Origin of the sequence: Variovorax sp. CAN15 (assembly GCF_030462475.1) — a bacterium.
GTDB lineage: Bacteria > Pseudomonadota > Gammaproteobacteria > Burkholderiales > Burkholderiaceae_C > Variovorax.
Genome location: NZ_JASMRZ010000003.1, coordinates 1 through 20,028 on the forward strand (window position 1 = coordinate 1; position 20,028 = coordinate 20,028).

The window sequence follows — 20,028 nt, forward strand, 5'->3', positions numbered from 1 at the left end:
TTCGGCGAAGCCTTGTAGTCTAGCACGATTTTTTCAAATCAACCAAACTATTTTGGCTTTCACATCCACCAACTTCTTTCGCAACCCGCAACTCTCATCGCAAGCCACTGAAGCAGTTCGTTTCAGCGAAGCCTTCGATTATGCACCGTTTTTTAAGAACCGGTCAACTTTCGAAGACTTTTTCTTCACCACCACAACCAGAACCCCAAAGAGACCGGCCGCTTCAACAACCAAACGGCTGTCAGTAGCGAAGCCCACGAGTATATGACAGATTTTGAAGCGCTGGCAACTGGCTGAAGATTTTTTCACTGCACGCCCCCGCACACAAGGAAGGCAAGCAGGGCAGCCATGAAAAAAGCCGCCCTCAGGCGGCTTCCTCGTATCCAGTGCTTCGCTACTTAGTAATAGCGCGAGCTGTTCATGCGGCGCATCGCTTCGTACAGCGTGGGCATGCGCACTTCCTGCGAACGGGCGCTCATGCGGGCCAGTGCATCGATCTTTGCGGCTTCGGCTGCGGGCACGGTGCCTTCCGATTGCTGACGCCACATGGCAGCCTGCAGTTCTTGCATCACGCGCGGGTCGCTCTGTGCGGTAGCAAGGAAACGAGCATCCGCACGCGCTGCTGCGCGGCGTTCAGCAGCGGCGCGCCAAGCGGCGGCAAGGCCGCTCTGACGGACCGAGCCGGCGAACAGTGCGAACAAGGCAATGGCTGCAACGCAGAACACCGTCCAGGCTGCGAGCAAACCACCTTCGTTCCAGTTGGAAACGAGCGATTCGGTCACCACCAGCACTGCCGCGGCAATGGCGACGATCAGCAGGGCGATGAGCGGGCGGCTGCCATTGGCGCCGGCACGGGCGGCCTGGATCTGGCCGAACAGGACTTCGGCGCGACGCACGCCGGGGTGGACAGTAGGTTGGTCAACGTGAACGAAGCTGGTCATGATGCATCCCTCCTGGGACAGTGGTAATCAGTGGTGGCGAACAAGGCCGATGGGGTGATATTAGGGATTACCCCAGTGTTTATCCACTTTATCTTTCTGATGTTTATCATTCATAGAACTGATGGATGTCAACTTTCGCACGCTCGACCTCAACCTGCTCCGCGTCTTCGACGAGGTGATGGCCGAGCGCAACCTCACGCGGGCCGCCCGCAACCTGTCGATCACCCAGCCGGCGGTAAGCAACGCGCTACGTCGCCTGCGCGAGGTTCTAGGGGACGAGCTGGTGCGCCGTTCAGGCGCAGGCGTGGAACCCACCCCCCGAGCGCTCGCCTTGTGGCCAACCGTGCGCGACGCCCTGCGCCAGCTTCAGCACACGCTGGCCCCCGGCGAATTCGATGCAGGCACGGCCGACACCACCTTCCTGTTGGCGATGGCCGACGCCACCGCGGCCGAGCTCATCCCGGGCCTGGTGCAGATCGCGGAAAAGGAAGCGCCCGCCATTTCCCTGCGCGTGCTGCCGTTGACGACACGCGACCCGCGCCGCATGCTCGAACAGGAAGAAGTGGATATGGCCGTCGGCTACTTCCCGGCCGTGATCGCAAGCCTCGCGGCGCGCGGTCAATCGGGGGTGGGGGTGCCGTTCGAGACCCAGCGGCTCTATCTGGGCCAATATGTATGCGTGATGCGGCGCGGCCATCCGCTGGCGGATGCGCCGCTGACGCTCGACGACTATTGCGCGGCCCGGCACCTTCTGGTGAGTTTTTCAGGCCGGCCATACGGCTTCATCGACCAGACGCTGGGCGCCATGGGCCGCGAGCGGCGCATTGTGGTGACGGTGAACCAGTTCTTCACCGCGGGCCGGGTGGTCGCCAATTCGGATCTGCTGACGGTGCTGCCTCGTCACTTCGTGACCGTGACCGGCATCGACGACCAGCTGGTGCTGCGCGACCTGCCTTTCGACCAGCCGCCGGTGCACGTGGATGCGATCTGGCACCGGCGCGCCCAGCACGGGCACTCTCACGAATGGCTGCGGGATGCGCTGTTGCGCTCGGCAGCCGCGGCTTTCGCCGGGTCGGTCCTCGGACAGAAGGTGCCCGACTGACCTGTCTGCTAACTACTTACTAGCCAATCAGCGAACGACGCTGAGCCAGGCGCTGGCTGCGGCGCGCAGTTCCTGGGCGTGGTGGGCACCACGGCCGGCGCGCATGTCGGCGCTTTCCATCAGTGCGGCGGCGTGGCTGGCCGGAGCATTGGCGCTGGAAGAACGGAAGAATCGGGCCACTTGGGCGATGAGGCTGAACATGATGGTGCGCGGCTCGCGGCTGCGCTGGAGTGGTTGATGTTTCAAGAATAGGGGTTAACCCTAGAAAATCAAGCCAAACCTTATGCGTGTCATGCATGGGGCAATTCACCTAGACTGCCTCGACGATGAAGCTGCAACTGCTGTCCGACCTGCACCTAGAGTCCCATCCCAACTTCCGCGCCGAGCCCCTGCCCGGCGCCGACATGCTGATCCTGGCGGGCGACATCGGCTCCTACCAGCAGGGCTCCCGCCTGACCGACTCCGATTTCGGCCTGGGCCGCTTCTCCCCCCGCAATGGCTGGCCGGTGCCCGTGATCTACGTGCCGGGCAACCACGAGTACGACAACGTCGACTTCGATGAGACCCACCAGCGACTGCGCACCCTCTGCGACGAGCTCGACATCATCTGGCTGGAACGCGAAACCCGGGTGATCGAAGGCATCCGCTTTGTCGGCACCACGCTCTGGGCCGATTTCGACGCGCTCGCCGAGCCGACCGACAGCCTCGCCGATGCGCTCAAGAAGCGCGGCAAGGCCATGCGCTCCGCCGATTTCTATCTTGAAAAAGCGGCCACCATGCGTAACGGCGAACTCTTCCTCGCCCCGCAGCTGCGCGACCAGGCACTGGCCTGCCAGGACTGGCTCAAGCAGGCACTGGCCGAGCCCTTCGAAGGCACCACGGTAGCCATCACCCACTTCGCACCCAGCCTCGAGAGTGGCGATCCGCGCTACGGCCTGACACCCGGCACCGCAGGTTTCTGCAATGCCCTCGACGAGCTGCTGCCCCAGGCGAAGCTCTGGCTGCACGGCCACCTGCACTGCCCGTCCGACTACGTGAAGAACGGCTGCCGCGTGGTCGCCAATCCGCTGGGCTACGCGCGCAACGGCGAGCAGGAAGGCTACAAGCCCCAGTTGCTGATCGAGGTGCCCGGCGCCCGGTAACGGCCGGCAACGCCTTCGCCGCCACGGCTGTGTAGACTGGCCCGATTCCATCGGACCGATGGGGGAGCGCGCCATGACGCAGCAGCAGAAACAACAACGACGTCGCCACTTCCTGCAGCAGGCCGCCGGCGCAGCCGCGACCACCGGGCTGCTCTCCTTCTGGCCGCAAGCCTTCGCCCAGAAGCCGGCCGAGGCGACCGGCGGCAGGGCCATGGGCCAGCTCTCGATGGCGGAGATGTCGCGCCGCCTCGCCGCCGGCAGCCTCAGCAGCAGCCAGCTCGTGGAAGAAGCACTGGCCGCCATCCAGAACCCCGCGGGCGAAGGCGCGCGCACCTTCATCCGCGTGCATGCCGATTCAGCACGCGCCACCGCGGCCCGGCTCGACGCCGAACGCAAGAGCGGCCGCCCCGCCGCCTCGCCCATCGCCGGCATCCCGATCTCGCTGAAGGACCTGTTCGACGAGGCCGGCGTCACCACGCTCGGCGGCTCGATGGTGCTGGCCGGCCAGCCGCCGGCCGCGCGCGACGCCATCGTGGTCGAGCGGCTGCGGCGCGCGGGCGCGATCGTCATCGGGCGCTCCAACACGGTCGAGTTCGCCTACACCGGCCTGGGCATCAACCCGCACTACGGCACGCCGAAGAACGTCTACGACCGCGCGACCGGCCGCATCCCCGGCGGCTCGACCTCGGGCGGCGCGATCTCGCTGACCGACGGCATGGCGGCCGGCGCCATCGGCACCGACACCGGCGGCTCGCTGCGCATTCCGGCTGCCCTCAACGGGCTGGTGGGCTTCAAGCCGACGCAGCGGCGCATTCCGCTCGATGGCGTACTGCCGCTGTCGACCTCCTTCGACTCGGCCGGGCCGATGGCATGGACGGTGGAAGACTGCGCCCTGCTCGATTCCGTGCTCGCCGCCGAGCTGCCGCGCCCGCTGCGCGTGCTGCCGATGCGCGGCCTGCGCTTCGCGGTGCCCAGGACCTTCTTCCTGGACGAGCTCTCGCCGCCGGTGGCCGCGGCCTTCGCCTCGGCGCTGGCCAAGCTCTCCGCCGCGGGCGCGACGATCACCGAGCTGCCGATGGCCGAGTTCGCGAAGGCGCCGACCATCAACCCACGCGGCATGATCACCGCCGCCGAAGCCTTCACCTGGCACCGCGAGCTCATCAAGACGGGCGCCGCCAAGTACGACCCACGCGTGCTGGCGCGCATCAGGACCGGCGAGACCATCACCGCGCCCGACTACCTGCAGCTGCAGGCGCTGCGCCGCCAGTTCATCCGCTCGATCAACACCGCGGCCGCGAGCTACGACGCGATGCTGATGCCCACCACGCCCGACATCGCGCCGCCGATCGCCGAGGTGCTGAAGGACGACGACACCTATTACCGGATCAACGCCCGCATGCTGCGCAACCCCTCGGTGGTGAACCTGTTCGACGGCTGCGCGCTCTCGGTGCCCTGCCACGACGCGGGCACCGCGCCTGTGGGGCTGATGGTGGCGAGCATAGGCAACACCGATCACCGGCTGCTGGCGGTGGGCGCGGCGGTGGAAGCGGTGGTGACGCCGAGGCGCGCGCTCAGCAGCTGAGCGCCCCGGCTTACGCGCCGCCGCGGCCCTTCGCCACCAGCTTGATGCCGGGCATGAGCTCAGCCGCGAGTTCGGGCCGTTCCAGCGCGTAATCGAGGTTCATGCGCGCGATCTCGACGTGCTCCTCGCCCAGCGCCTGCGCCCGCGAGCCCTGGCCGCGCTCGATGGCCTGCACCATCGCATGGTGCGTGCGGTGCGCCTGGCGCATCCACTGCTGGCCCTCTTCCATCGACGACTGCATGGGCAGCATCGCGCTCGGGGCGGCGAAAGGCTGGCCGCCGAGCATGTCCATCACCCGCTTGAGCGCGAGGTTGCCGCAGCCTTCGATGATCAGCTTGTGGAAGCGGTCGTTCATCTCGACGTAGGCCGCGTAGTCGTCGATCTCCATGCTGGGCTTGTTCACGGCGCGGTCGCCGTCTTCCAGGCATTCCTTCAGGTCGCGCAGCAACTGGCGCGAGGCGCCGTCCTCGGCCAGCAGGCGCGCGGCGAAGCCTTCGATCACGCCGCGCACGCGGATGGCGTCGGCCACTTCCTGCGAGGTGAAGCGGCGCATCTGGTAGCCGCCGCTGGGCGACTGCTCGATCAGCCCTTCGTGCTCCAGGCTGGCCAGCGCCAGCCGCACCGGTGTGCGCGAGGCTTCGAGCTTCTCGGCCAGCGGGATCTCGGCCAGCCGCTCTCCGGGCCCGAATTCGCCCTTGAGGATCATGTCGCGCAGTTGCACGAGCACGCGGGATTGTTGGGAGTCCATCGCCGAATTCTAGGAGACACGCCCGCCATTGCACGCAGCATATTTATCCTGGCTCGGTTGTTGCATGCACTGCTTCACAACCAGTGTCAAAAACCGACGATACGCTCAGCGTTTACCCTGATTTTTGCCCTTCCAAGCCCCAGATTGGGGCGATTTGGCAGATGAAAGTTTGACCGCGATCGAGGATCACCAAGACAATGCATACAGTTGCATGCAATAGCTGCAAGCCTCTTTCCACAGTCCCCACGATGGAGCCCGCACGATGATCAGCGCCGAGCAAAACGATTTCATCACCCGCGTCGGACCCGGCGCGCCCGCCGGCAAGCTGCTGCGCCGCTACTGGCAGCCGGTGGCCCTGGCCGACGAACTGGCGGGCCCGCGCCCGGTCAAGCCGGTGAAGCTCATGGGGCAGGACTTCGTCCTCTTCCGCGACGAGAGCGGCCAGCTCGGCATGCTCGACCGCGACTGCCCGCACCGCGGCGCCGACCTCGCTTTCGGCCGGCTCGAGAACGGCGGCATCCGCTGCGCCTTCCACGGCTGGCTGTTCGACGCCAAGGGCAACTGCCTCGAGACCCCGGCCGAGCCCGCCACCAGCAAGCTGTGCAGCCGCATCAAGCAGTCGGCATATCCGGTCGTCGAGAAGGCCGGAACGATCTTCGCGTACATCGGCGAGGGCGAGCCGCCGGCCTTCCCCGAGTTCGACTGCTTCGTCGCGCCAGACAGCCACACCTTCGCCTTCAAGGGCCTGTTCGAGTGCAACTGGCTGCAGGCGCTCGAAGTGGGCATCGACCCCGCGCACGCCTCGTACCTGCACCGCTTCTTCGAGGACGAAGACACCTCCGGCAGCTACGGCAAGCAGTTCCGCGGGGCCTCGGCCGACTCCGACATGCCCATCACCAAGGTGCTGCGCGAATACGACCGTCCCGACATCAGCGTGGAGCCCACCGACTACGGCTTCCGCCTGAAGGCGCTGCGCAAGCTGAGTGAAGACACCACCCACGTGCGCGTGACCAACGTGGTGTTCCCGCAGGCCTTCGTGATCCCGATGAGCGCGGAGATGACCATCTCGCAATGGCATGTGCCGGTGGACGACACGCACTGCTACTGGTACGCCATCTTCACCAGCTTCACCGGCCCGGTCGACAAGCAGCAGATGCGCGACCAGCGCCTGAAGCTCTACGAGCTGCCCGACTACACCTCGCGCAAGAACAAGCGCAACAACTACGGCTACAGCATCGAGGAGCAGCTGACCGAAACCTACACCGGCATGGGCGACGACATCAACGTGCACGACCAGTGGGCGGTGGAATCGCAAGGCCCGATCCAGGACCGCACGCGCGAGCACCTGGGCAGCACCGACAAGGGGATCATTGCCTACCGCCGCGTGCTGGTGAAGGCCATCGAGGCCACGCTGGCCGGCGAAAGCGCGCCGATGCTCATCGACGCCGCGCAGGCCCGCGCCATGACCGGCCCGCCCTCCATCGACGGCATCGGCCGCAACGTCAGCGACGAAGCCGCCACCGAGGCCTACTGGCAGGACGCCGACCGCGCACGCCGCCTGAAGTCCGACTGGGCCTCCGCACGGCTCGCCGCCTGAGCAAGCACGCCATGAGCAGCAGCCACACATTCGTCGACCGCTTCGGTCTCTGGTCCGACGACCAGCACGCGCAGGCCAGGGAGCTGGTGCGCCGCATCGACAGCGGAGAAGTCGACCTCGTGCGCTTCGCCTGGCCCGACCAGCACGGCATCCTGCGCGGCAAGACGCTGGTTGCCAGCGAGGCGCGCTCGGCCCTGTTGGAAGGCGTGAACCTCACCTCAACCCTGCTGGCCAAGGACACATCCCACAAGACCGTGTTCCCGGTGTTCACGCAAGGCGGCGGCTTCGCCATCGAGGGCCTGCAGGGCGGCGCGGACTTCACCATCGTGGCCGACCCCGCCACCTTCAAGGTGCTGCCATGGTCGCCGCGCACCGGCTGGGTGATGTGCGACGCCTACATGGCCGACGGCAAGCCCTGCCCCTTCGCCACGCGGCAGATCCTGCAGCGCGCGGTGCGCCAGCTCGACGAGCTGGGTCTGGACTTCATCGCCGGCCTCGAAGTGGAGTTCCACGTCTTCAGGCTCGAAGACGCCCGCATGGGCCTGGCCGATTCGGGCCAGCCCGGCGAGCCGCCGCGCGTGTCGCTGCTGTCGCACGGCCACCAGTACCTCACCGAGTTGCGCTACGACCGCGTCGACGGACTGATGGAGTTGCTGCGCTCGAACCTCATCGCGCTCGGCCTGCCGCTGCGATCGCTCGAAATCGAATTCGGCCCGAGCCAGTTCGAGCTGACGTTCGGCCCCACCGCCGGCGTGATGCCCGCCGACACCATGGTGCTGCTGCGCAGCGCCATCAAGCAGATCTGCCAGCGCAACGGCCTGCACGCCACCTTCATGTGCCGCCCGAAGATTCCGAACGTGATGTCCAGCGGCTGGCACCTGCACCAGTCGCTGCGCCGCAAGAGCGACGGTGTCAACGCGTTCATGCCCGAGACCGAGGGCCAGACGCTCAGCGAGATCGGCATGCACTACCTGGGCGGCCTCAAGGCGCACGCCTGCGGCGCGGCCGCGCTGGCGAGCCCCACCATCAACGGCTACCGCCGCTACCGCCCCTTCTCGCTCGCGCCCGACCGCGCGATCTGGGCCAAGGACAACCGCGGCGCGATGCTGCGCGTGCTCGGCGGCATGGGCCAGAGCGCCTCGCGCATCGAGAACCGCGTGGGCGAGCCGACGGCCAACCCGTACCTGTACCTCGCGTCGCAGCTCTTCTCAGGACTGGATGGCATCCGCCACAAGACCGACCCCGGGCCCTCGGCCGACGCGCCCTACGAAACGCCGGCGGAACAACTGCCGCGTTCGCTGGGCGACGCCCTCGCCTGCCTGCGCCGCGACGAGATGCTCAACGCGCAGATGGGCAAGACCTTCGTCGACTACCTCTGCCACATCAAGGAAGCGGAAATCGCCCGCTTCAATCTCGAAGTCTCGGAGTGGGAACACCGCGAGTACTTCGACATGTTCTAAAGCATGACGCGCACCCCCAGGCTTGCCCACTCCGTGTGGCCTCCAACCCCCTTGCAGGGGGCAACACCGGCGGCCCGGCAAAGCCGGTTCCGCGGTGTTCACCATTGAAGAAAACCTCCATGCCCACGATCCACTACATCCTCAAGGACGGCACCACGCGCGACGTCGACGCCAAGGTCGGCGCCAGCGTGATGGAAACCGCCATCCGCGGCAACGTGCGCGGCATCGACGCCGAGTGCGGCGGCTGCTGCTCCTGCGCCACCTGCCACGTCTACGTGGACGACGCCTTCATCGACCTGCTGCCGCCGCCCGACGACATGGAAAGCGCGCTGCTCGATGCCGTGGCGTCCGAGCGCAGGCCCGGCTCGCGCCTGAGCTGCCAGCTCGGCATCACCGCGGCTTTCGATGGCCTCACGGTGCGCGTGCCCGATACCCAGGTCTGACGCTCCACTCGGGCATCATCGCCCGCTTCGCTTGCACCCGGTTACACGAAAGCCGCGCCCCATCGGGCGCATCCACTCCACCTGAAAGGCGTTTTCAAATGACGGCAATGACGATGACCAAGAGAACCATCCTCTCGACCCTGCTGCTGGCGAGCTTCGGCGTGCTGGGCACGACCGCCGCGCAGGCGGCCGACGAGCCCCTGCGCATCGGCCTGATCGCGACCTACTCCGGCCCCTACGCCGACTACGGCCGCCAGTTCGACGCCGGCATCGCGCTCTACCTGAAGGAGCATGGCGGCAAGGTCGGCGGCCGCACGGTCGAGATCATCAAGAAGGACACCGCCGGCCCCGCGCCCGACGCCGCCAAGCGCATCGCGCAGGAGCTCATCGTGCGCGACAAGGTGAGCGTGCTCACCGGCCTGGACTTCAGCCCCAACGCGTACGCCGTGGGCGCCATCGCCACGCAGGCGAAGATCCCGACCATCGTGATGAACGCGGCCTCCTCGGCCATCACCACCAGCTCGCCCTACGTGGCGCGCCTGTCGTTCACCGTGCAGCAGGTGACCGACCCGATGGCGCGCTACATGCTCAAGGAAGGCATCAAGGACGCCTACACCGTGGTCGCCGACTACGCCTCGGGCGTCGATGCGGAGACCGCCTTCAAGAAGACCTTCACCGCCGGCGGCGGCAAGGTGTCGGGCGAAGTGCGCACGCCGATGAACAACCCCGACTTCTCGGCCTACGTGCAGCGCATCAAGGATGCCAAGCCCCAGGCCGTGTTCTTCTTCTTTCCCTCGGGCGTGATGCCGCCTGCCTTCCTGAAGGTCTGGAAGGAACGCGGCATGGAGCAGGCCGGCATCAAGCTCTTCGCCACCGGCGAAGCCACCGACGACAGCTACCTCGACGCCACCGGCGACGTGGCGCTGGGCCTGGTCACCAGCCACCACTACTCGTTCGCACATCCCTCGCCGAAGAACCAGAAGTTCGTGAAAGACTTTGCCGCCGACAACGGCACCAAGCTGCGCCCGAGCTACTTCGCCGTGACCGCCTACGACGCGATGGCCGCCATCGACCTGGCACTCGCCAAGACCAAGGGCGACACCGGCGGCGACAAGTTCATGGACGCTCTGAAGGGCCTGAGCTTCGAAAGCCCGCGCGGCCCGATCGAGATCGACCCGGCCACCCGCGACATCGTGCAGACCGTCTACATCCGCAAGACCGAGCGGGTGAACGGCCAGCTGGTGAACGTGGAGTTCGACAAGTTCGACCGCGTGAAGGACCCGGCCAAGGAAGCCGCAGCCAAGTAAGCCAGCCAGTTCGTCAGCCAGCAGGAAATTCATGGGCATCGTGATCTTCGACGGAGTGGCCTACGGCATGCTCCTGTTCCTCATCGGCGTGGGCCTGTCCATCACGATGGGGCTCATGAATTTCGTCAACCTCGCGCACGGCAGCTTCGCGATGGTCGGCGGCTACGTGGCCGCCGTGCTGATGAACCACTTCGGGCTCGGCTTCGGCCTCTCGCTGGCTGCGGCCTTCGTGGCGGCGGCGCTGGTGGGCGCGGTGCTGGAGTTCGTGTTCTACCGCCGGCTGTACCGTGCGCATCCGCTCGACCAGGTGCTGCTGTCGATCGGCGTGGTGTTCGTGTCGATCGCCGCTTTCACCTATTTCTTCGGCCCGACGATGCAGCCCTTCACGCTGCCCGCGGCGCTCGACGGCCAGGTGTCGCTGCTGGGCCTGGAGGTGGGCCGCTACCGGCTGTTCCTGATCGCCTGCGGCGCGGCGGTGCTTGTGGCCCTGCTGCTGGGCCTGGGCAGGACCCGCTACGGCGCGATGGTGCGCGCGGCGGTGGACAACCAGCGCGTGGCCGGCGGCACCGGCATCCACGTGCAGCGCCTTTTCTTCCTGACCTTCTCGCTGGGCTGCGGCCTCGCCGGCCTGGGCGGCGCGCTGAGCCTGGGCATGCTGGGGCTGGAGCCCTCGTTCCCGCTCAAGTACCTCGTCTACTTCCTGATGGTGGTCTGCGTGGGCGGCGCGGGCACCGTCACCGGGCCCTTCATCGCGGCGCTGCTGGTCGGCATCGTCGACGTGGCGGGCAAGTACTACCTGCCCGAGGCGGGCGCATTTCTCATCTACGTCTTCATGATCGTCATGCTGCTGGTGCGGCCGAACGGCATCGTCGCGAAGAAGGGGCTCGCATGATGACGAAAGCCCTGCTGAACCTTTCCCCCGCGCAGCTGCGCATCGCCGAAGCCGCCTTCTGGCTGGCGCTGGCCTCCAGCTTCTTCCTGCTGCCCGACAAGCTCACGCTGATGAGCCAGGTGCTGATCTTCGGCCTGTTCGCCGTGTCGCTGGACATGGCGCTGGGCTACGCGGGCATCCTCACCGTGGGCCATGCGGCCTTCTTCGGCGCGGGCGCCTACGCGGCCGGGCTGCTGGCCAAGTACGGCTGGAGCGAGCCCTTCACCGGCCTCGCGTTCGCGCTGGTCGTCAGCGGCCTGCTGGGCTACGCACTGAGCTACCTCGTGGTGCGCGGCGCCGACCTCACGCGGCTGATGATCACCATCGGCGTATGCGTGCTGCTCTACGAGCTGGCCAACCGGCTCTCGGGCATCACCGGCGGCACCGACGGGCTGCAGGGCGTGGTCATCGCGCCGGTGCTCGGCCTGTTCGACTTCGACCTCTACGGCAAGACCGCCTTCTGCTACGCCTTCGGCGTGGTGCTGGCGATGTTCCTGCTGGTGCGGCTGGTGCTGCGCTCGCCCTTCGGCCTGGCGCTGCGCGGCATCCACGACAGCCGCAAGCGCATGACGGCCATCGGCTCGCCGGTGGAAGCGCGGCTGCGCATGGCCTACGCTTTCTCGGCGGCGGTGGCGGGCGTGGCCGGCGCGCTGCTGGCGCAGACCACGCAGTTCGTGGGCATCGAGTCCATCAGCTTCAACCGCTCGGCCGAGGTGCTCATCATCCTGGTGCTCGGCGGCACGGGGCGGCTGTACGGCGGGATGATCGGCGCCATCGTCTACATGCTGGTGCACGACTGGTTCGCCGACATGAACCCGCAGTACTGGATGTTCTGGCTCGGTATCTTCCTGATCGCCGCAGTCATGCTGGGACGCGGCGGGATCATGGGCGCGCTCTCGCGCTTCGTGCGCACGGGGAAGGCACGATGAGCAGCACGACGACGACAAACACCCTGCGCACGCGGGACCTCGGCGTGCGCTTCGGCGCCTTCCAGGCCGTGGCCGACGTGAACCTCTCGCTCGAACCGGGCGCTCGGCAGGCGCTGATCGGCCCCAACGGCGCGGGCAAGACCACGCTCATCAACCTGCTGACAGGCGTGCTCAAGCCCACCAGCGGCAGCATCCACATGGGCGGGGCCGACATCACGCGCCTGCCCGGCGACAGGCGCGCCCGAATGGGGCTGGCGCGCACTTTCCAGATCAACACGCTCTTCCCCAGCCTCACGCCGCTGCTGTCGGTGGTGCTGGCGATCAGCGAGCGCGAAGGGCTGGGCGCCACCTGGTGGCGGCCGCTGAAGGGCTGCACGGCCGTGTTCGACGAGGCGCATGCGCTGCTGGGCACGCTCAGGCTCGACAGCCTGGCCGACGTGCCCGTGGCCGAGCTGGCCTACGGCAAGCAGCGGCTGCTCGAGATCGCGCTCGCGCTCGCGGCCAGGCCCCGCATCCTGCTGCTGGACGAGCCCGCCGCCGGCGTGCCGGAGGACGAGAGCGGCGAGCTGTTCGAAGCCATCGCGGCGCTGCCTGCGGACATCAGCGTGCTCTTCATCGAGCACGACATGAAGCTGGTCTTCCGCTTCGCGCGCCGCATCTCGGTGCTCGTGGGCGGCCGCATCCTCACCGAGGGCACGCCCGCGGAAATCGGCGCCGACCCGCGCGTGCGCGAGGTCTACCTGGGCAGATCGCACCTCCACCACCACCCACACTCCCATGCCTGAAGCACTCGCCTTCGACAAAGTCACCGCCGGCTATGGCAACGCCGTGGTGCTCGACCGGCTCGATTTTTCGCTGCAACAGGGCGAGAGCCTCGCCATCCTCGGGCGCAACGGCGTGGGCAAGACCACGCTGCTCGAGACGCTGATGGGCAACACCCGCGTGATGCAGGGCGCGATCCGCTGGCAGGGCGCGGACATCGTGCGCTGGCCCTCGCACCAGCGCGTGCGCGCGGGGCTGGGCTGGGTGCCGCAGGAGCGCGAAGTGTTCCCCTCGCTCACCGTCGAGGAGAACCTCACCGTCATCTCGCGGCTGGGCGGCTGGAACCTCCAGCGCGTCTACGACTTCTTCCCGCGCCTGCGCGAGCGGCGCGGCAACTACGGCAACCAGCTCTCGGGCGGCGAGCAGCAGATGCTCGCCATCGGCCGCGCGCTCATGACCAACCCGAAGCTTCTGCTGCTCGACGAGCCCATGGAAGGCCTGGCGCCGATCATCGTGGAGGAGCTGGCATTGGCGATCCGCCGGCTTTGCGAATCGGAGGGGCTCGCGTCGATCGTGGTGGAACAGCACCCGGTGCTGGCGCTGGAGATGACGCACAAGGCCATCGTGCTGGAGCGCGGGACCGTGGTGCATGCCGGGCCCAGCGCGGAACTGGCAGCCGACCAGGAATTGCTGGAGGGCTTGCTGGGCGTCGGGGTCTGATTGCCAGGACACCGCGGAACCGGCTTTGCCGGGCCGCGGGTGTCGCCCCCCGGCAAGAGGGAAGGCGCGCGCCACGCGAAGTGCGCAAAGCCTGGGGGAGTGCCTAGCTCAGCATCTGGCCGCGGCTGCCGATCACGGCCACGTCCACGAAATGGCCGCCTTCGCGATTGGTGCGTCCGTAGTTGATCTTCACGCCGCCGAGGTCGAAGTTCTCGATGCTCGCGAGCCCCGACATCACCGATGCGCGCGTGAGCGAGCCGCCCGCGCGGCGCATGCCTTCGGCCAGCACTGCCGCATTGAGGTAGCCCTCCAGGCTGGTGAGCGAGAAGTCCTTGACGCCGTTGGCAACCATGTCGGCCTGGTAGCGGCGCACGATCTCGAACCTGGTCGAGTACGGCGAGGGCACCACGATCACAAAGCCCAGGCCCTTGGCCAGATCGCCCATGGCCGCCAGCGCGCTGGCGGTGATCGACAGGCCGTAGGCCGAGCTGCTGTTGCCCGCCTCGCGCAGCGCCTTCAGGAACACCGGCGCCGTGCCGGCCAGCCCGACCACCACCACCTGCGGCTTGGCCTTGGCGATGGCCGCGGCGGCGGGGCCCACTTCCATGCTGGTCGTGTTGGGCGTGGTCGCGATGACCGCGGGTTCCAGCTTGGCCTTGGCCAGCGCGCTCTTGAAGGCCGCCAGCACCGACTGCCCCAGCGGGTCTTCCGAATGCACGAGGCCGATGCGGCTCTGGCCCAGCACGGCGGCGGTGCTCACCAGCTTCTCGACCTCCTGGTCGTAGTTGGCGCGCACCCAGAAGGTGTTGGGGGCATTCTTCTTGCGCAGCGAAATCGTTCCGGTAATGGGCCCCACCACGGCCATGCCGGGCACCGCGTCCATCACCTCGGCCGTCTGGCGCGTGCCCAGCGGATGCACCAGCGCGAGCACGGAGCTGTCCTTCTCGAAGGCCAGCGCGTTGGCCTTGGCCACGTCGGGCTTGAAGGTGTCGTCGGCCATTACGAGTTCGACCTTGGTGCCGTTGATGCCGCCCGCCTTGTTCAGCGCCGCGAAGAAGGCGCTCGACCCCTGGTAGAGGCCCTGGCCGTTGGCCTTCTCGACGCTGCTATTGTCGAAGGTCGTTCCCACGCGCACCGGCCGGTTCTGCGCGAGCGCCGGAAAGCCAAGGCCGGCGGCTGCGGTGGCGGCGGCCAACCCGGTCAGCGCACGCCGACGGCTGGTGGAAAGCGGCGCAATCGACTCGCGCGGCATGGGAACGGTCATGGTCGAAGTCTCCGGAGATGAATGCGTTTGTGACAAAAGTTCACACTCTTGCGAGGAATGTAACGCACCTTCCCGTTCGGAAGATGACCTGGGCGACTACTTCTTGGCCGGCTTCGGCATCGCCGCCACATTCATACCGGTCGGAGTCGGCCGCCCGCCGCAGGCGAGCGCGCGGACGATAGGCCTGTAAGCCCGGCTACAGCAGCTCTTCGCCCACGATCGGCAGCAGCAGCCAGTTCTTGAAGCGCAGCCAGAGGAACTCGCCCGGCTCGTCCTCGTGGACGATGTCGCCGCCGGCATCGTCGTACTCCAGCCACTGCACGCGCCGGCCGTTGGGCGCGAGCCGCAGGCGGTAGCCGAGGTTGACGCGCTCGCCGCTCATGAGCCTGTCGTAGTCCTTCACCAGCTCGGGGCTGTCGATGACCAGCCCCATCTCGGTGTTGACCGCGGCCGAACGGTGATCGAGGTTCATCGAGCCGACGAAGAAGCGTTCGTCATCCACCACTGCCAGCTTGGCATGCAGCCGGCTGATCGATTTACCGAAGTCGCCGAAACGCCCCGATTTTCCGGTGAGCGTGGGCGCGATCTCGTAGATGGTGACGCCGATCTTCAGCATGTCGGCGCGGTAGCGCTCGTAGCCCGCGTAGGCCAGCGGCTCGTCGGTGGCGCCCAGCGAGTTCGTGACCACCGTGATGCGCCCTCCGCGCTCGATGGCCGCCTTCATCATCGCCATGCCGTGCGCGCCCGGAATGAAGTAGGGCGAGCCGATCTTCACCTCGCGCTTCGCCGAATTGATGACGCTTAGCGCGCCCTCGGTCACGCTGCCGGCGTAGGCGGCGTCGGGCTTGCGCGTGATCTTCTCGGGGTCGTCCACGAACAGCGTCGACGGCGCCCAGTAGCGCTCGACGTTGCCCGCGATGAGCTGCTGGCCCACGGGCGACTTGTCGAGCACGTCGCGCTGGTGCATGGCCACGTCGGGTACGGCCGTGCGCGCGATGGCGTCGAAGCGCTTCTGCGCCTCCTCCACCGGCATGCGCAGCGGCGCGATCTGCCCGATGGGGCGCACGTGCTCGCTGTTCCAGTAGCGGTCGAAGCCCTCGGACATCTGGCGCACCACCGGGCCGCTGGACAGCACGTCCATGTCGATGAAATTCGCCGCCGTGCTGCGCATGAAGTATTCGTTGGCGATGTTGCGCCCGCCCGAGACCGCGAAGCTGTTGTCGGCCACCAGGAGCTTGTTGTGCATGCGGTGGTTGATGCGGCCGAAATCGGTCAGCGAGAACAGCAGCCGCGTCGCCAGAGAATCGGCGCGCGAGGGCAGCGGGTTGAACAGCCGCACCTCGATGTTCGGGAACGCCGACAGCGTGCTGAACACCTCGTCCTCGCCCGCGGTGTACAGGTCGTCCACCAGCAGCCGCACGCGCACGCCGCGCGCCGCGGCCTCGCGCAGTTCCTTGAGGAACAGCAGGCCGACGTCGTCCTTCTGGATCAGGTAGTACTGCACGTCGAGCGATTTCTCGGCGTGCCGCGCGAGCGAGATGCGCGCGTCGAAGGCGAAGGCCGCCTCCGGCAGCAGCCGGAAGCCCGAAAGCGAGGTCGACCCGTCCGGCGTGCCCTTGGCCGCGAGCTGCCCGAGCTCGGTCTGCGACACGTCGGTGAAGGCCGTGACCACCGGGCGCGGCTGCGGCGGCGGCAGGCTCGCGCAGCCTGCCAGCCAGAGGGCGGCGGCGCCAAGGGCGAGAGCGGCGAATCGGCGGACGGTGGAGGCGCGCATGGGCCGAACTGTAGCTCGCGGCGAGCCCGGATGGCGGGCCTATCATCGAAGCGAAACAAAAGGAAAAGAAGCGTGCTTAACGGCTTGTGGCTGGGTTTCTTCGGGGTGGCGGCATTGGCGGCGCTGGTGCGCTGGCTGGTCGGGGGCGACCCGAGCGTGTTCGCGGCGCTGGTCGAAAGCCTGTTCGCGATGGCGCGGCTGGCGGTCGAGGTGATGGTGCTGCTCTTCGGCACGCTCACGCTGTGGCTGGGCTTCCTGCGCATCGCAGAGGCGGCGGGGCTGGTGGGCTGGCTCGCGCGGCTGCTGGGGCCGCTGTTCAGGCGCCTCATGCCGGGCGTGCCGGCAGGGCATCCGGCCCTCGGGCTCATCACCATGAACTTCGCGGCCAACGCGCTGGGGCTGGACAACGCCGCCACGCCCATCGGCCTGAAGGCCATGCGCGAGCTGCAGCGGCTGAACCCCGACCCGGTGACGGCCACCAACGCGCAGATCCTCTTCCTGGTGCTCAATGCCTCGTCGCTGACGCTGCTGCCCGTCACCATCTTCATGTACCGCGCGCAGCAGGGCGCGGGGGACCCGACGCTCGTGTTCCTGCCGATCCTGCTTGCCACCAGCGCCTCCACGCTGGTCGGGCTGTTGTCGGTGGCAGTGTCGCAGCGCCTGCGGCTGTGGGACCCGGTCGTGCTGGCCTACCTGGTGCCGGGCGCCCTGATGCTGGGCGGCTTCATGGCGCTCCTGGGCACGCTGTCGGCGGCGGCCATCGCTTCGCTGTCCTCACTGCTGGGCAACCTGACCCTGTTCGGTGTGATCGTCGTGTTCCTGCTGGCCGGCGCCATCCGCCGCATCAAGGTGTACGAATGCTTCATCGAGGGCGCGAAGGAAGGCTTCGACATCGCGAAGAACCTGCTGCCCTACCTGGTGGCGATGCTGTGCGCCATCGGCGTGCTGCGCGCGTCGGGTGCGCTCGACTTCGCGCTCGGCGGCCTGCGCTGGCTGGCGACGGCGGTGGGTTTCGACGCGCGCTTCGTCGACGCCATGCCCACCGCGCTGGTCAAGCCCTTCTCGGGCAGCGCGGCCCGCGCGATGCTGATCGAGACCATGAAGAGCCAGGGCGTCGACAGCTTCCCCGCGCTGGTGGCCGCCACCATCCAGGGCAGCACCGAGACCACCTTCTACGTGCTGGCCGTGTACTTCGGCGCGGTCGGCATCCAGCGCGCGCGGCACGCGGTGTCGTGCGCGCTGCTGGCCGAGCTGGCGGGCGTGGTGGCCGCCGTCGCGGTGTGCTACTGGTTCTTCGGCTGAGCCCTGGGCTCGACGACCGGGAACATCGGCTCGAAGGTGTCGAGCATCGACATCAGCTCCGCCAGCTTCGATCGGTCACCGTCGATCTTCACCTTGCCGGCGAGCACCGCCGCCGGGAAGCTGGTTTCCTTCAGCGTGATCGCGTCCAGCGTGGCGCGGCTCAGCGTCACGCTGGCGTCGGCGTCCGGCTGGCGCCCGGTGATGTGCGTGAGCGCCGAGTTTTCCAGCGTCAGCACGAACTGCTGGCTGGAATCGGTGAAGTTCCAGTTGATGGCCATCTTCTTTCCCTCGGCCTTGGCGGCGTTCAGCCGCACGCCGAGGAAGTCGAAAAACAGGTCGTTGCTCACGGCCTTGAGCGAATCCGCATTGGCGCTGTTGCCGGCCGCGATCTTCGGCACGCCGTTGCGCAGCTCCATCGCGCCCACGAGATACGCGCTGCGCCAGGTGCCGGCCTCCGACTGGTAGCCCATCTGCTCCAGCGCGTCGGCGCCCAGTTCGCGGGCCGCGCGGTTGGCCGGGTCGGCGTAGACCACCTGGCTCATCGCACTGGCCACCCAGCGGAACTCGCCCTTCCTGAAATCTTCGCGGGCGCGCGCGACCACCGCATCGGCGCCGCCCATGTACTCGACCGTCTTCTTCGCGTAGGCCACCGGCGGCAGCGGGTTCAGGTTGGCGGGGTTGGCGTCGTACCAGCCCAGGTACTTCTGGTACACGGCCTTGGCGTTGTGGCGCAGCGTGCCGTAGTAGCCGCGCGCGGACCACTCCTGCTCCAGGCTCGCGGGCATGCGCAGCGTCTCGGCGATGTCGGCCGCCGTGTAGCCCTGGTTGAGCAGGCGCAGCGACTGGTCGTTGATGAACTTGTACATGTCGCGCTGCTTCTTCAGCAGATCGACGATGCGCTCCTGCCCGAAGGTGGGCCAGTGGTGCTGCGCGATCAGCACCTCGGCCTTGCCGCCGAAGGCCACGCGCGCCTCGTCGATGTACTTCGACCACAGGTTGCCGTCGCGCACCTCCGCACCGCGGATGGTGTAGAGGTTGTGCATGTTGTGCGTCACGTCCTCCGCCATGTTCAGCACGCGGAACTGCGGCAGGTACATCAGCATTTCCGAAGGCGCCTCGGAGCCCGGCACGAGCCGGAAGACGAACTGCACGCCGTCGATGCTGCGTTCCTCCGTCGGCTTGTCGATGGTGGACGTGGGCGCGATCAGCGACATGGTGCCGCGCGCCAGCGCCTTGCCCAGGCCGGTGTCGACCTGCCCGCGCGGGCCCGGCGGCAGCAGCGTGCCGAACTGGTACTGCGAGCGCCGGCTCATCGCATTGCCCGCGAGGATGTTCTCGGCCACCGCCGTTTCCATGAAGCCCGAAGGCGCGAGCACCTGTACACGGCCCGCCTTCACGTCGGCCTCGTCGATCACGCCCTTCACGCCGCCGAAGTGGTCGGCATGGCCGTGCGTGTAGATCACCGTGCCCACCGGCTTGCGCGGGCGGTGCTGGTAGTAGAGCTCGAGCGCGGCGCGCGCGGTCTCGGCGGCCAGCAGCGGATCGATGACGATCAGCGAGCTGTCGCCTTCGACGATCGTCATGTTCGCGAGGTCGAAGCCGCGCACCTGGTAGACGCGCTCCGTCACCTTGAAGAGGCCGTGGATCGCGTTGAGCTGCGCCTGCCGCCACAGGCTCGGATTGACGGTATCGGCCGGCGCATCGGCCTTGAGGAAGTCGTAGGGCTTCATGTTCCACACCGGACGCGCGCCGGAGCCCGGCACCAGCGCGTCGGGCACGGTGCCGACGAAGCCGTGCATCGCGTCCTCGAAGTCCTGCCGGTTGGCGAAGGGCAGCGTCTTCGCCATCTCGGCGTTGGCCTGCAGTGTCGAGGGTTCGGGCGCCCTGGGCGCGATCTGCGCGAAGGAAGCCGACGGTGCGCCCAGCATGCACGCAAGGGCGACGAGCGCAACGTGGAAGGAGGAAGGAGCGGACGATGAAGATGTCATCCGGCGATTCTGCGAAGCGCCAGAACCATTGGCAAA

Annotated in this window: 19 protein-coding genes; 13 read left to right on the forward strand and 6 right to left on the reverse strand. The window is 67.5% G+C overall.

Annotation, left to right across the window (positions count from 1 at the left end; all coding sequences use genetic code 11):
• Positions 1–268: hypothetical protein (locus QMO14_RS03265; RefSeq protein ID WP_301504398.1), on the forward strand; the 268-nt coding region annotated here is incomplete at its 5' end.
• A gap of 130 nt (positions 269–398) precedes the next feature.
• Here QMO14_RS03265 and QMO14_RS03270 read toward each other — a convergent pair.
• Entirely contained in the window at positions 399–941 is a 543-nt protein-coding gene (locus QMO14_RS03270) for a hypothetical protein (protein ID WP_301504400.1), read from the reverse strand.
• A gap of 121 nt (positions 942–1,062) precedes the next feature.
• Here QMO14_RS03270 and QMO14_RS03275 point away from each other — a divergent pair, with 121 nt between their 5' ends.
• Positions 1,063–2,043, forward strand: coding sequence for a LysR family transcriptional regulator (locus tag QMO14_RS03275; RefSeq protein ID WP_301504402.1), 981 nt, complete (start codon positions 1,063–1,065; stop codon positions 2,041–2,043).
• A 27-nt stretch (positions 2,044–2,070) separates the two neighbouring features.
• On the opposite strand, the gene QMO14_RS03280 is transcribed toward QMO14_RS03275, so the two are convergent.
• On the reverse strand, positions 2,071–2,289 hold the full coding sequence (locus QMO14_RS03280; protein ID WP_301504404.1) for a hypothetical protein: 219 nt from the start codon (positions 2,287–2,289) through the stop codon (positions 2,071–2,073).
• An 80-nt stretch (positions 2,290–2,369) separates the two neighbouring features.
• Here QMO14_RS03280 and QMO14_RS03285 point away from each other — a divergent pair, with 80 nt between their 5' ends.
• Entirely contained in the window at positions 2,370–3,185 is an 816-nt protein-coding gene (locus QMO14_RS03285) for a metallophosphoesterase (protein WP_301504406.1), read from the forward strand.
• Between the two features lie 73 nt (positions 3,186–3,258).
• A complete protein-coding gene (locus QMO14_RS03290) occupies positions 3,259–4,767 on the forward strand; it encodes an amidase (RefSeq protein WP_301504408.1) in 1,509 nt (502 codons plus the stop codon).
• Between the two features lie 10 nt (positions 4,768–4,777).
• Here the strand turns inward: QMO14_RS03290 and QMO14_RS03295 are convergent, their stop codons facing one another.
• Positions 4,778–5,515 carry a GntR family transcriptional regulator gene (locus QMO14_RS03295; RefSeq protein ID WP_126020480.1) on the reverse strand — a complete coding sequence of 246 codons (738 nt, stop codon included), beginning with the start codon at positions 5,513–5,515 and terminating at the stop codon, positions 4,778–4,780.
• Positions 5,516–5,777: 262 nt separating this feature from the next.
• Between QMO14_RS03295 and QMO14_RS03300 the strand changes: the two genes are divergently transcribed.
• The 8 genes from QMO14_RS03300 to QMO14_RS03335 all read left to right on the forward strand — a co-directional run bounded on the left by QMO14_RS03300 (position 5,778) and on the right by QMO14_RS03335 (position 13,664).
• Positions 5,778–7,112 (forward strand): aromatic ring-hydroxylating dioxygenase subunit alpha, encoded by a 1,335-nt coding sequence (locus QMO14_RS03300; protein ID WP_301504413.1) that lies wholly within the window; start codon positions 5,778–5,780, stop codon positions 7,110–7,112.
• An 11-nt stretch (positions 7,113–7,123) separates the two neighbouring features.
• Positions 7,124–8,572: a glutamine synthetase family protein gene (locus QMO14_RS03305; protein WP_301504415.1), complete on the forward strand. Its 1,449-nt coding sequence runs from the start codon at positions 7,124–7,126 to the stop codon at positions 8,570–8,572.
• 119 nt (positions 8,573–8,691) lie between these two features.
• Positions 8,692–9,015, forward strand: a complete 324-nt coding sequence (locus QMO14_RS03310; RefSeq protein WP_301504416.1) for a 2Fe-2S iron-sulfur cluster-binding protein — start codon at positions 8,692–8,694, stop codon at positions 9,013–9,015.
• Positions 9,016–9,122: 107 nt separating this feature from the next.
• The gene (locus QMO14_RS03315; RefSeq protein WP_301504418.1) at positions 9,123–10,322 is read left to right on the forward strand and encodes an ABC transporter substrate-binding protein; all 1,200 of its coding nucleotides are present in this window, start codon (positions 9,123–9,125) and stop codon (positions 10,320–10,322) included.
• A gap of 31 nt (positions 10,323–10,353) precedes the next feature.
• Positions 10,354–11,214: a branched-chain amino acid ABC transporter permease gene (locus QMO14_RS03320; protein ID WP_285414999.1), complete on the forward strand. Its 861-nt coding sequence runs from the start codon at positions 10,354–10,356 to the stop codon at positions 11,212–11,214.
• Positions 11,211–12,182, forward strand: a complete 972-nt coding sequence (locus QMO14_RS03325) for a branched-chain amino acid ABC transporter permease (RefSeq protein ID WP_301504421.1) — start codon at positions 11,211–11,213, stop codon at positions 12,180–12,182. Before QMO14_RS03320 ends, QMO14_RS03325 begins: the two co-directional genes overlap by 4 nt.
• The gene (locus QMO14_RS03330) at positions 12,179–12,967 is read left to right on the forward strand and encodes an ABC transporter ATP-binding protein (protein ID WP_301504423.1); all 789 of its coding nucleotides are present in this window, start codon (positions 12,179–12,181) and stop codon (positions 12,965–12,967) included. The genes QMO14_RS03325 and QMO14_RS03330 overlap by 4 nt, the downstream gene beginning before the upstream one ends.
• A complete protein-coding gene (locus tag QMO14_RS03335; RefSeq protein ID WP_301504425.1) occupies positions 12,960–13,664 on the forward strand; it encodes an ABC transporter ATP-binding protein in 705 nt (234 codons plus the stop codon). Before QMO14_RS03330 ends, QMO14_RS03335 begins: the two co-directional genes overlap by 8 nt.
• 103 nt (positions 13,665–13,767) lie before the next feature.
• Here the strand turns inward: QMO14_RS03335 and QMO14_RS03340 are convergent, their stop codons facing one another.
• Together QMO14_RS03340 and QMO14_RS03345 are read right to left on the reverse strand one after the other, a co-directional pair.
• Entirely contained in the window at positions 13,768–14,928 is a 1,161-nt protein-coding gene (locus tag QMO14_RS03340) for an ABC transporter substrate-binding protein (protein WP_301504428.1), read from the reverse strand.
• Positions 14,929–15,124: 196 nt separating this feature from the next.
• Positions 15,125–16,702 (reverse strand): phospholipase D family protein, encoded by a 1,578-nt coding sequence (locus QMO14_RS03345; protein ID WP_301504430.1) that lies wholly within the window; start codon positions 16,700–16,702, stop codon positions 15,125–15,127.
• Positions 16,703–16,774: 72 nt separating this feature from the next.
• Here QMO14_RS03345 and QMO14_RS03350 point away from each other — a divergent pair, with 72 nt between their 5' ends.
• A complete protein-coding gene (locus tag QMO14_RS03350; RefSeq protein ID WP_301504432.1) occupies positions 16,775–18,004 on the forward strand; it encodes a nucleoside recognition domain-containing protein in 1,230 nt (409 codons plus the stop codon).
• Here QMO14_RS03350 and QMO14_RS03355 read toward each other — a convergent pair.
• Complete coding sequence (locus QMO14_RS03355) at positions 17,986–19,992, reverse strand: alkyl/aryl-sulfatase (protein ID WP_301504433.1); 2,007 nt, start codon at positions 19,990–19,992, stop codon at positions 17,986–17,988. The two genes, QMO14_RS03350 and QMO14_RS03355, sit on opposite strands and share 19 nt — an antisense overlap.
• Positions 19,993–20,028: the final 36 nt, after the last annotated feature.

Excerpts from the sequence above, each read along its gene's own strand:
- QMO14_RS03270 (WP_301504400.1), bottom strand. The coding sequence starts at position 941 with ATGACCAGCTTCGTTCACGTTGACCAACCTACTGTCCACCCCGGCGTG.
- QMO14_RS03275 (WP_301504402.1), top strand. The coding sequence starts at position 1,063 with ATGGATGTCAACTTTCGCACGCTCGACCTCAACCTGCTCCGCGTCTTC.
- QMO14_RS03285 (WP_301504406.1), top strand. The coding sequence starts at position 2,370 with ATGAAGCTGCAACTGCTGTCCGACCTGCACCTAGAGTCCCATCCCAAC.
- QMO14_RS03290 (WP_301504408.1), top strand. The coding sequence starts at position 3,259 with ATGACGCAGCAGCAGAAACAACAACGACGTCGCCACTTCCTGCAGCAG.
- QMO14_RS03295 (WP_126020480.1), bottom strand. The coding sequence starts at position 5,515 with ATGGACTCCCAACAATCCCGCGTGCTCGTGCAACTGCGCGACATGATC.
- QMO14_RS03300 (WP_301504413.1), top strand. The coding sequence starts at position 5,778 with ATGATCAGCGCCGAGCAAAACGATTTCATCACCCGCGTCGGACCCGGC.
- QMO14_RS03305 (WP_301504415.1), top strand. The coding sequence starts at position 7,124 with ATGAGCAGCAGCCACACATTCGTCGACCGCTTCGGTCTCTGGTCCGAC.
- QMO14_RS03310 (WP_301504416.1), top strand. The coding sequence starts at position 8,692 with ATGCCCACGATCCACTACATCCTCAAGGACGGCACCACGCGCGACGTC.
- QMO14_RS03315 (WP_301504418.1), top strand. The coding sequence starts at position 9,123 with ATGACGATGACCAAGAGAACCATCCTCTCGACCCTGCTGCTGGCGAGC.
- QMO14_RS03320 (WP_285414999.1), top strand. The coding sequence starts at position 10,354 with ATGGGCATCGTGATCTTCGACGGAGTGGCCTACGGCATGCTCCTGTTC.
- QMO14_RS03325 (WP_301504421.1), top strand. The coding sequence starts at position 11,211 with ATGATGACGAAAGCCCTGCTGAACCTTTCCCCCGCGCAGCTGCGCATC.
- QMO14_RS03330 (WP_301504423.1), top strand. The coding sequence starts at position 12,179 with ATGAGCAGCACGACGACGACAAACACCCTGCGCACGCGGGACCTCGGC.
- QMO14_RS03335 (WP_301504425.1), top strand. The coding sequence starts at position 12,960 with ATGCCTGAAGCACTCGCCTTCGACAAAGTCACCGCCGGCTATGGCAAC.
- QMO14_RS03340 (WP_301504428.1), bottom strand. The coding sequence starts at position 14,928 with ATGACCGTTCCCATGCCGCGCGAGTCGATTGCGCCGCTTTCCACCAGC.
- QMO14_RS03345 (WP_301504430.1), bottom strand. The coding sequence starts at position 16,702 with ATGCGCGCCTCCACCGTCCGCCGATTCGCCGCTCTCGCCCTTGGCGCC.
- QMO14_RS03355 (WP_301504433.1), bottom strand. The coding sequence starts at position 19,992 with ATGACATCTTCATCGTCCGCTCCTTCCTCCTTCCACGTTGCGCTCGTC.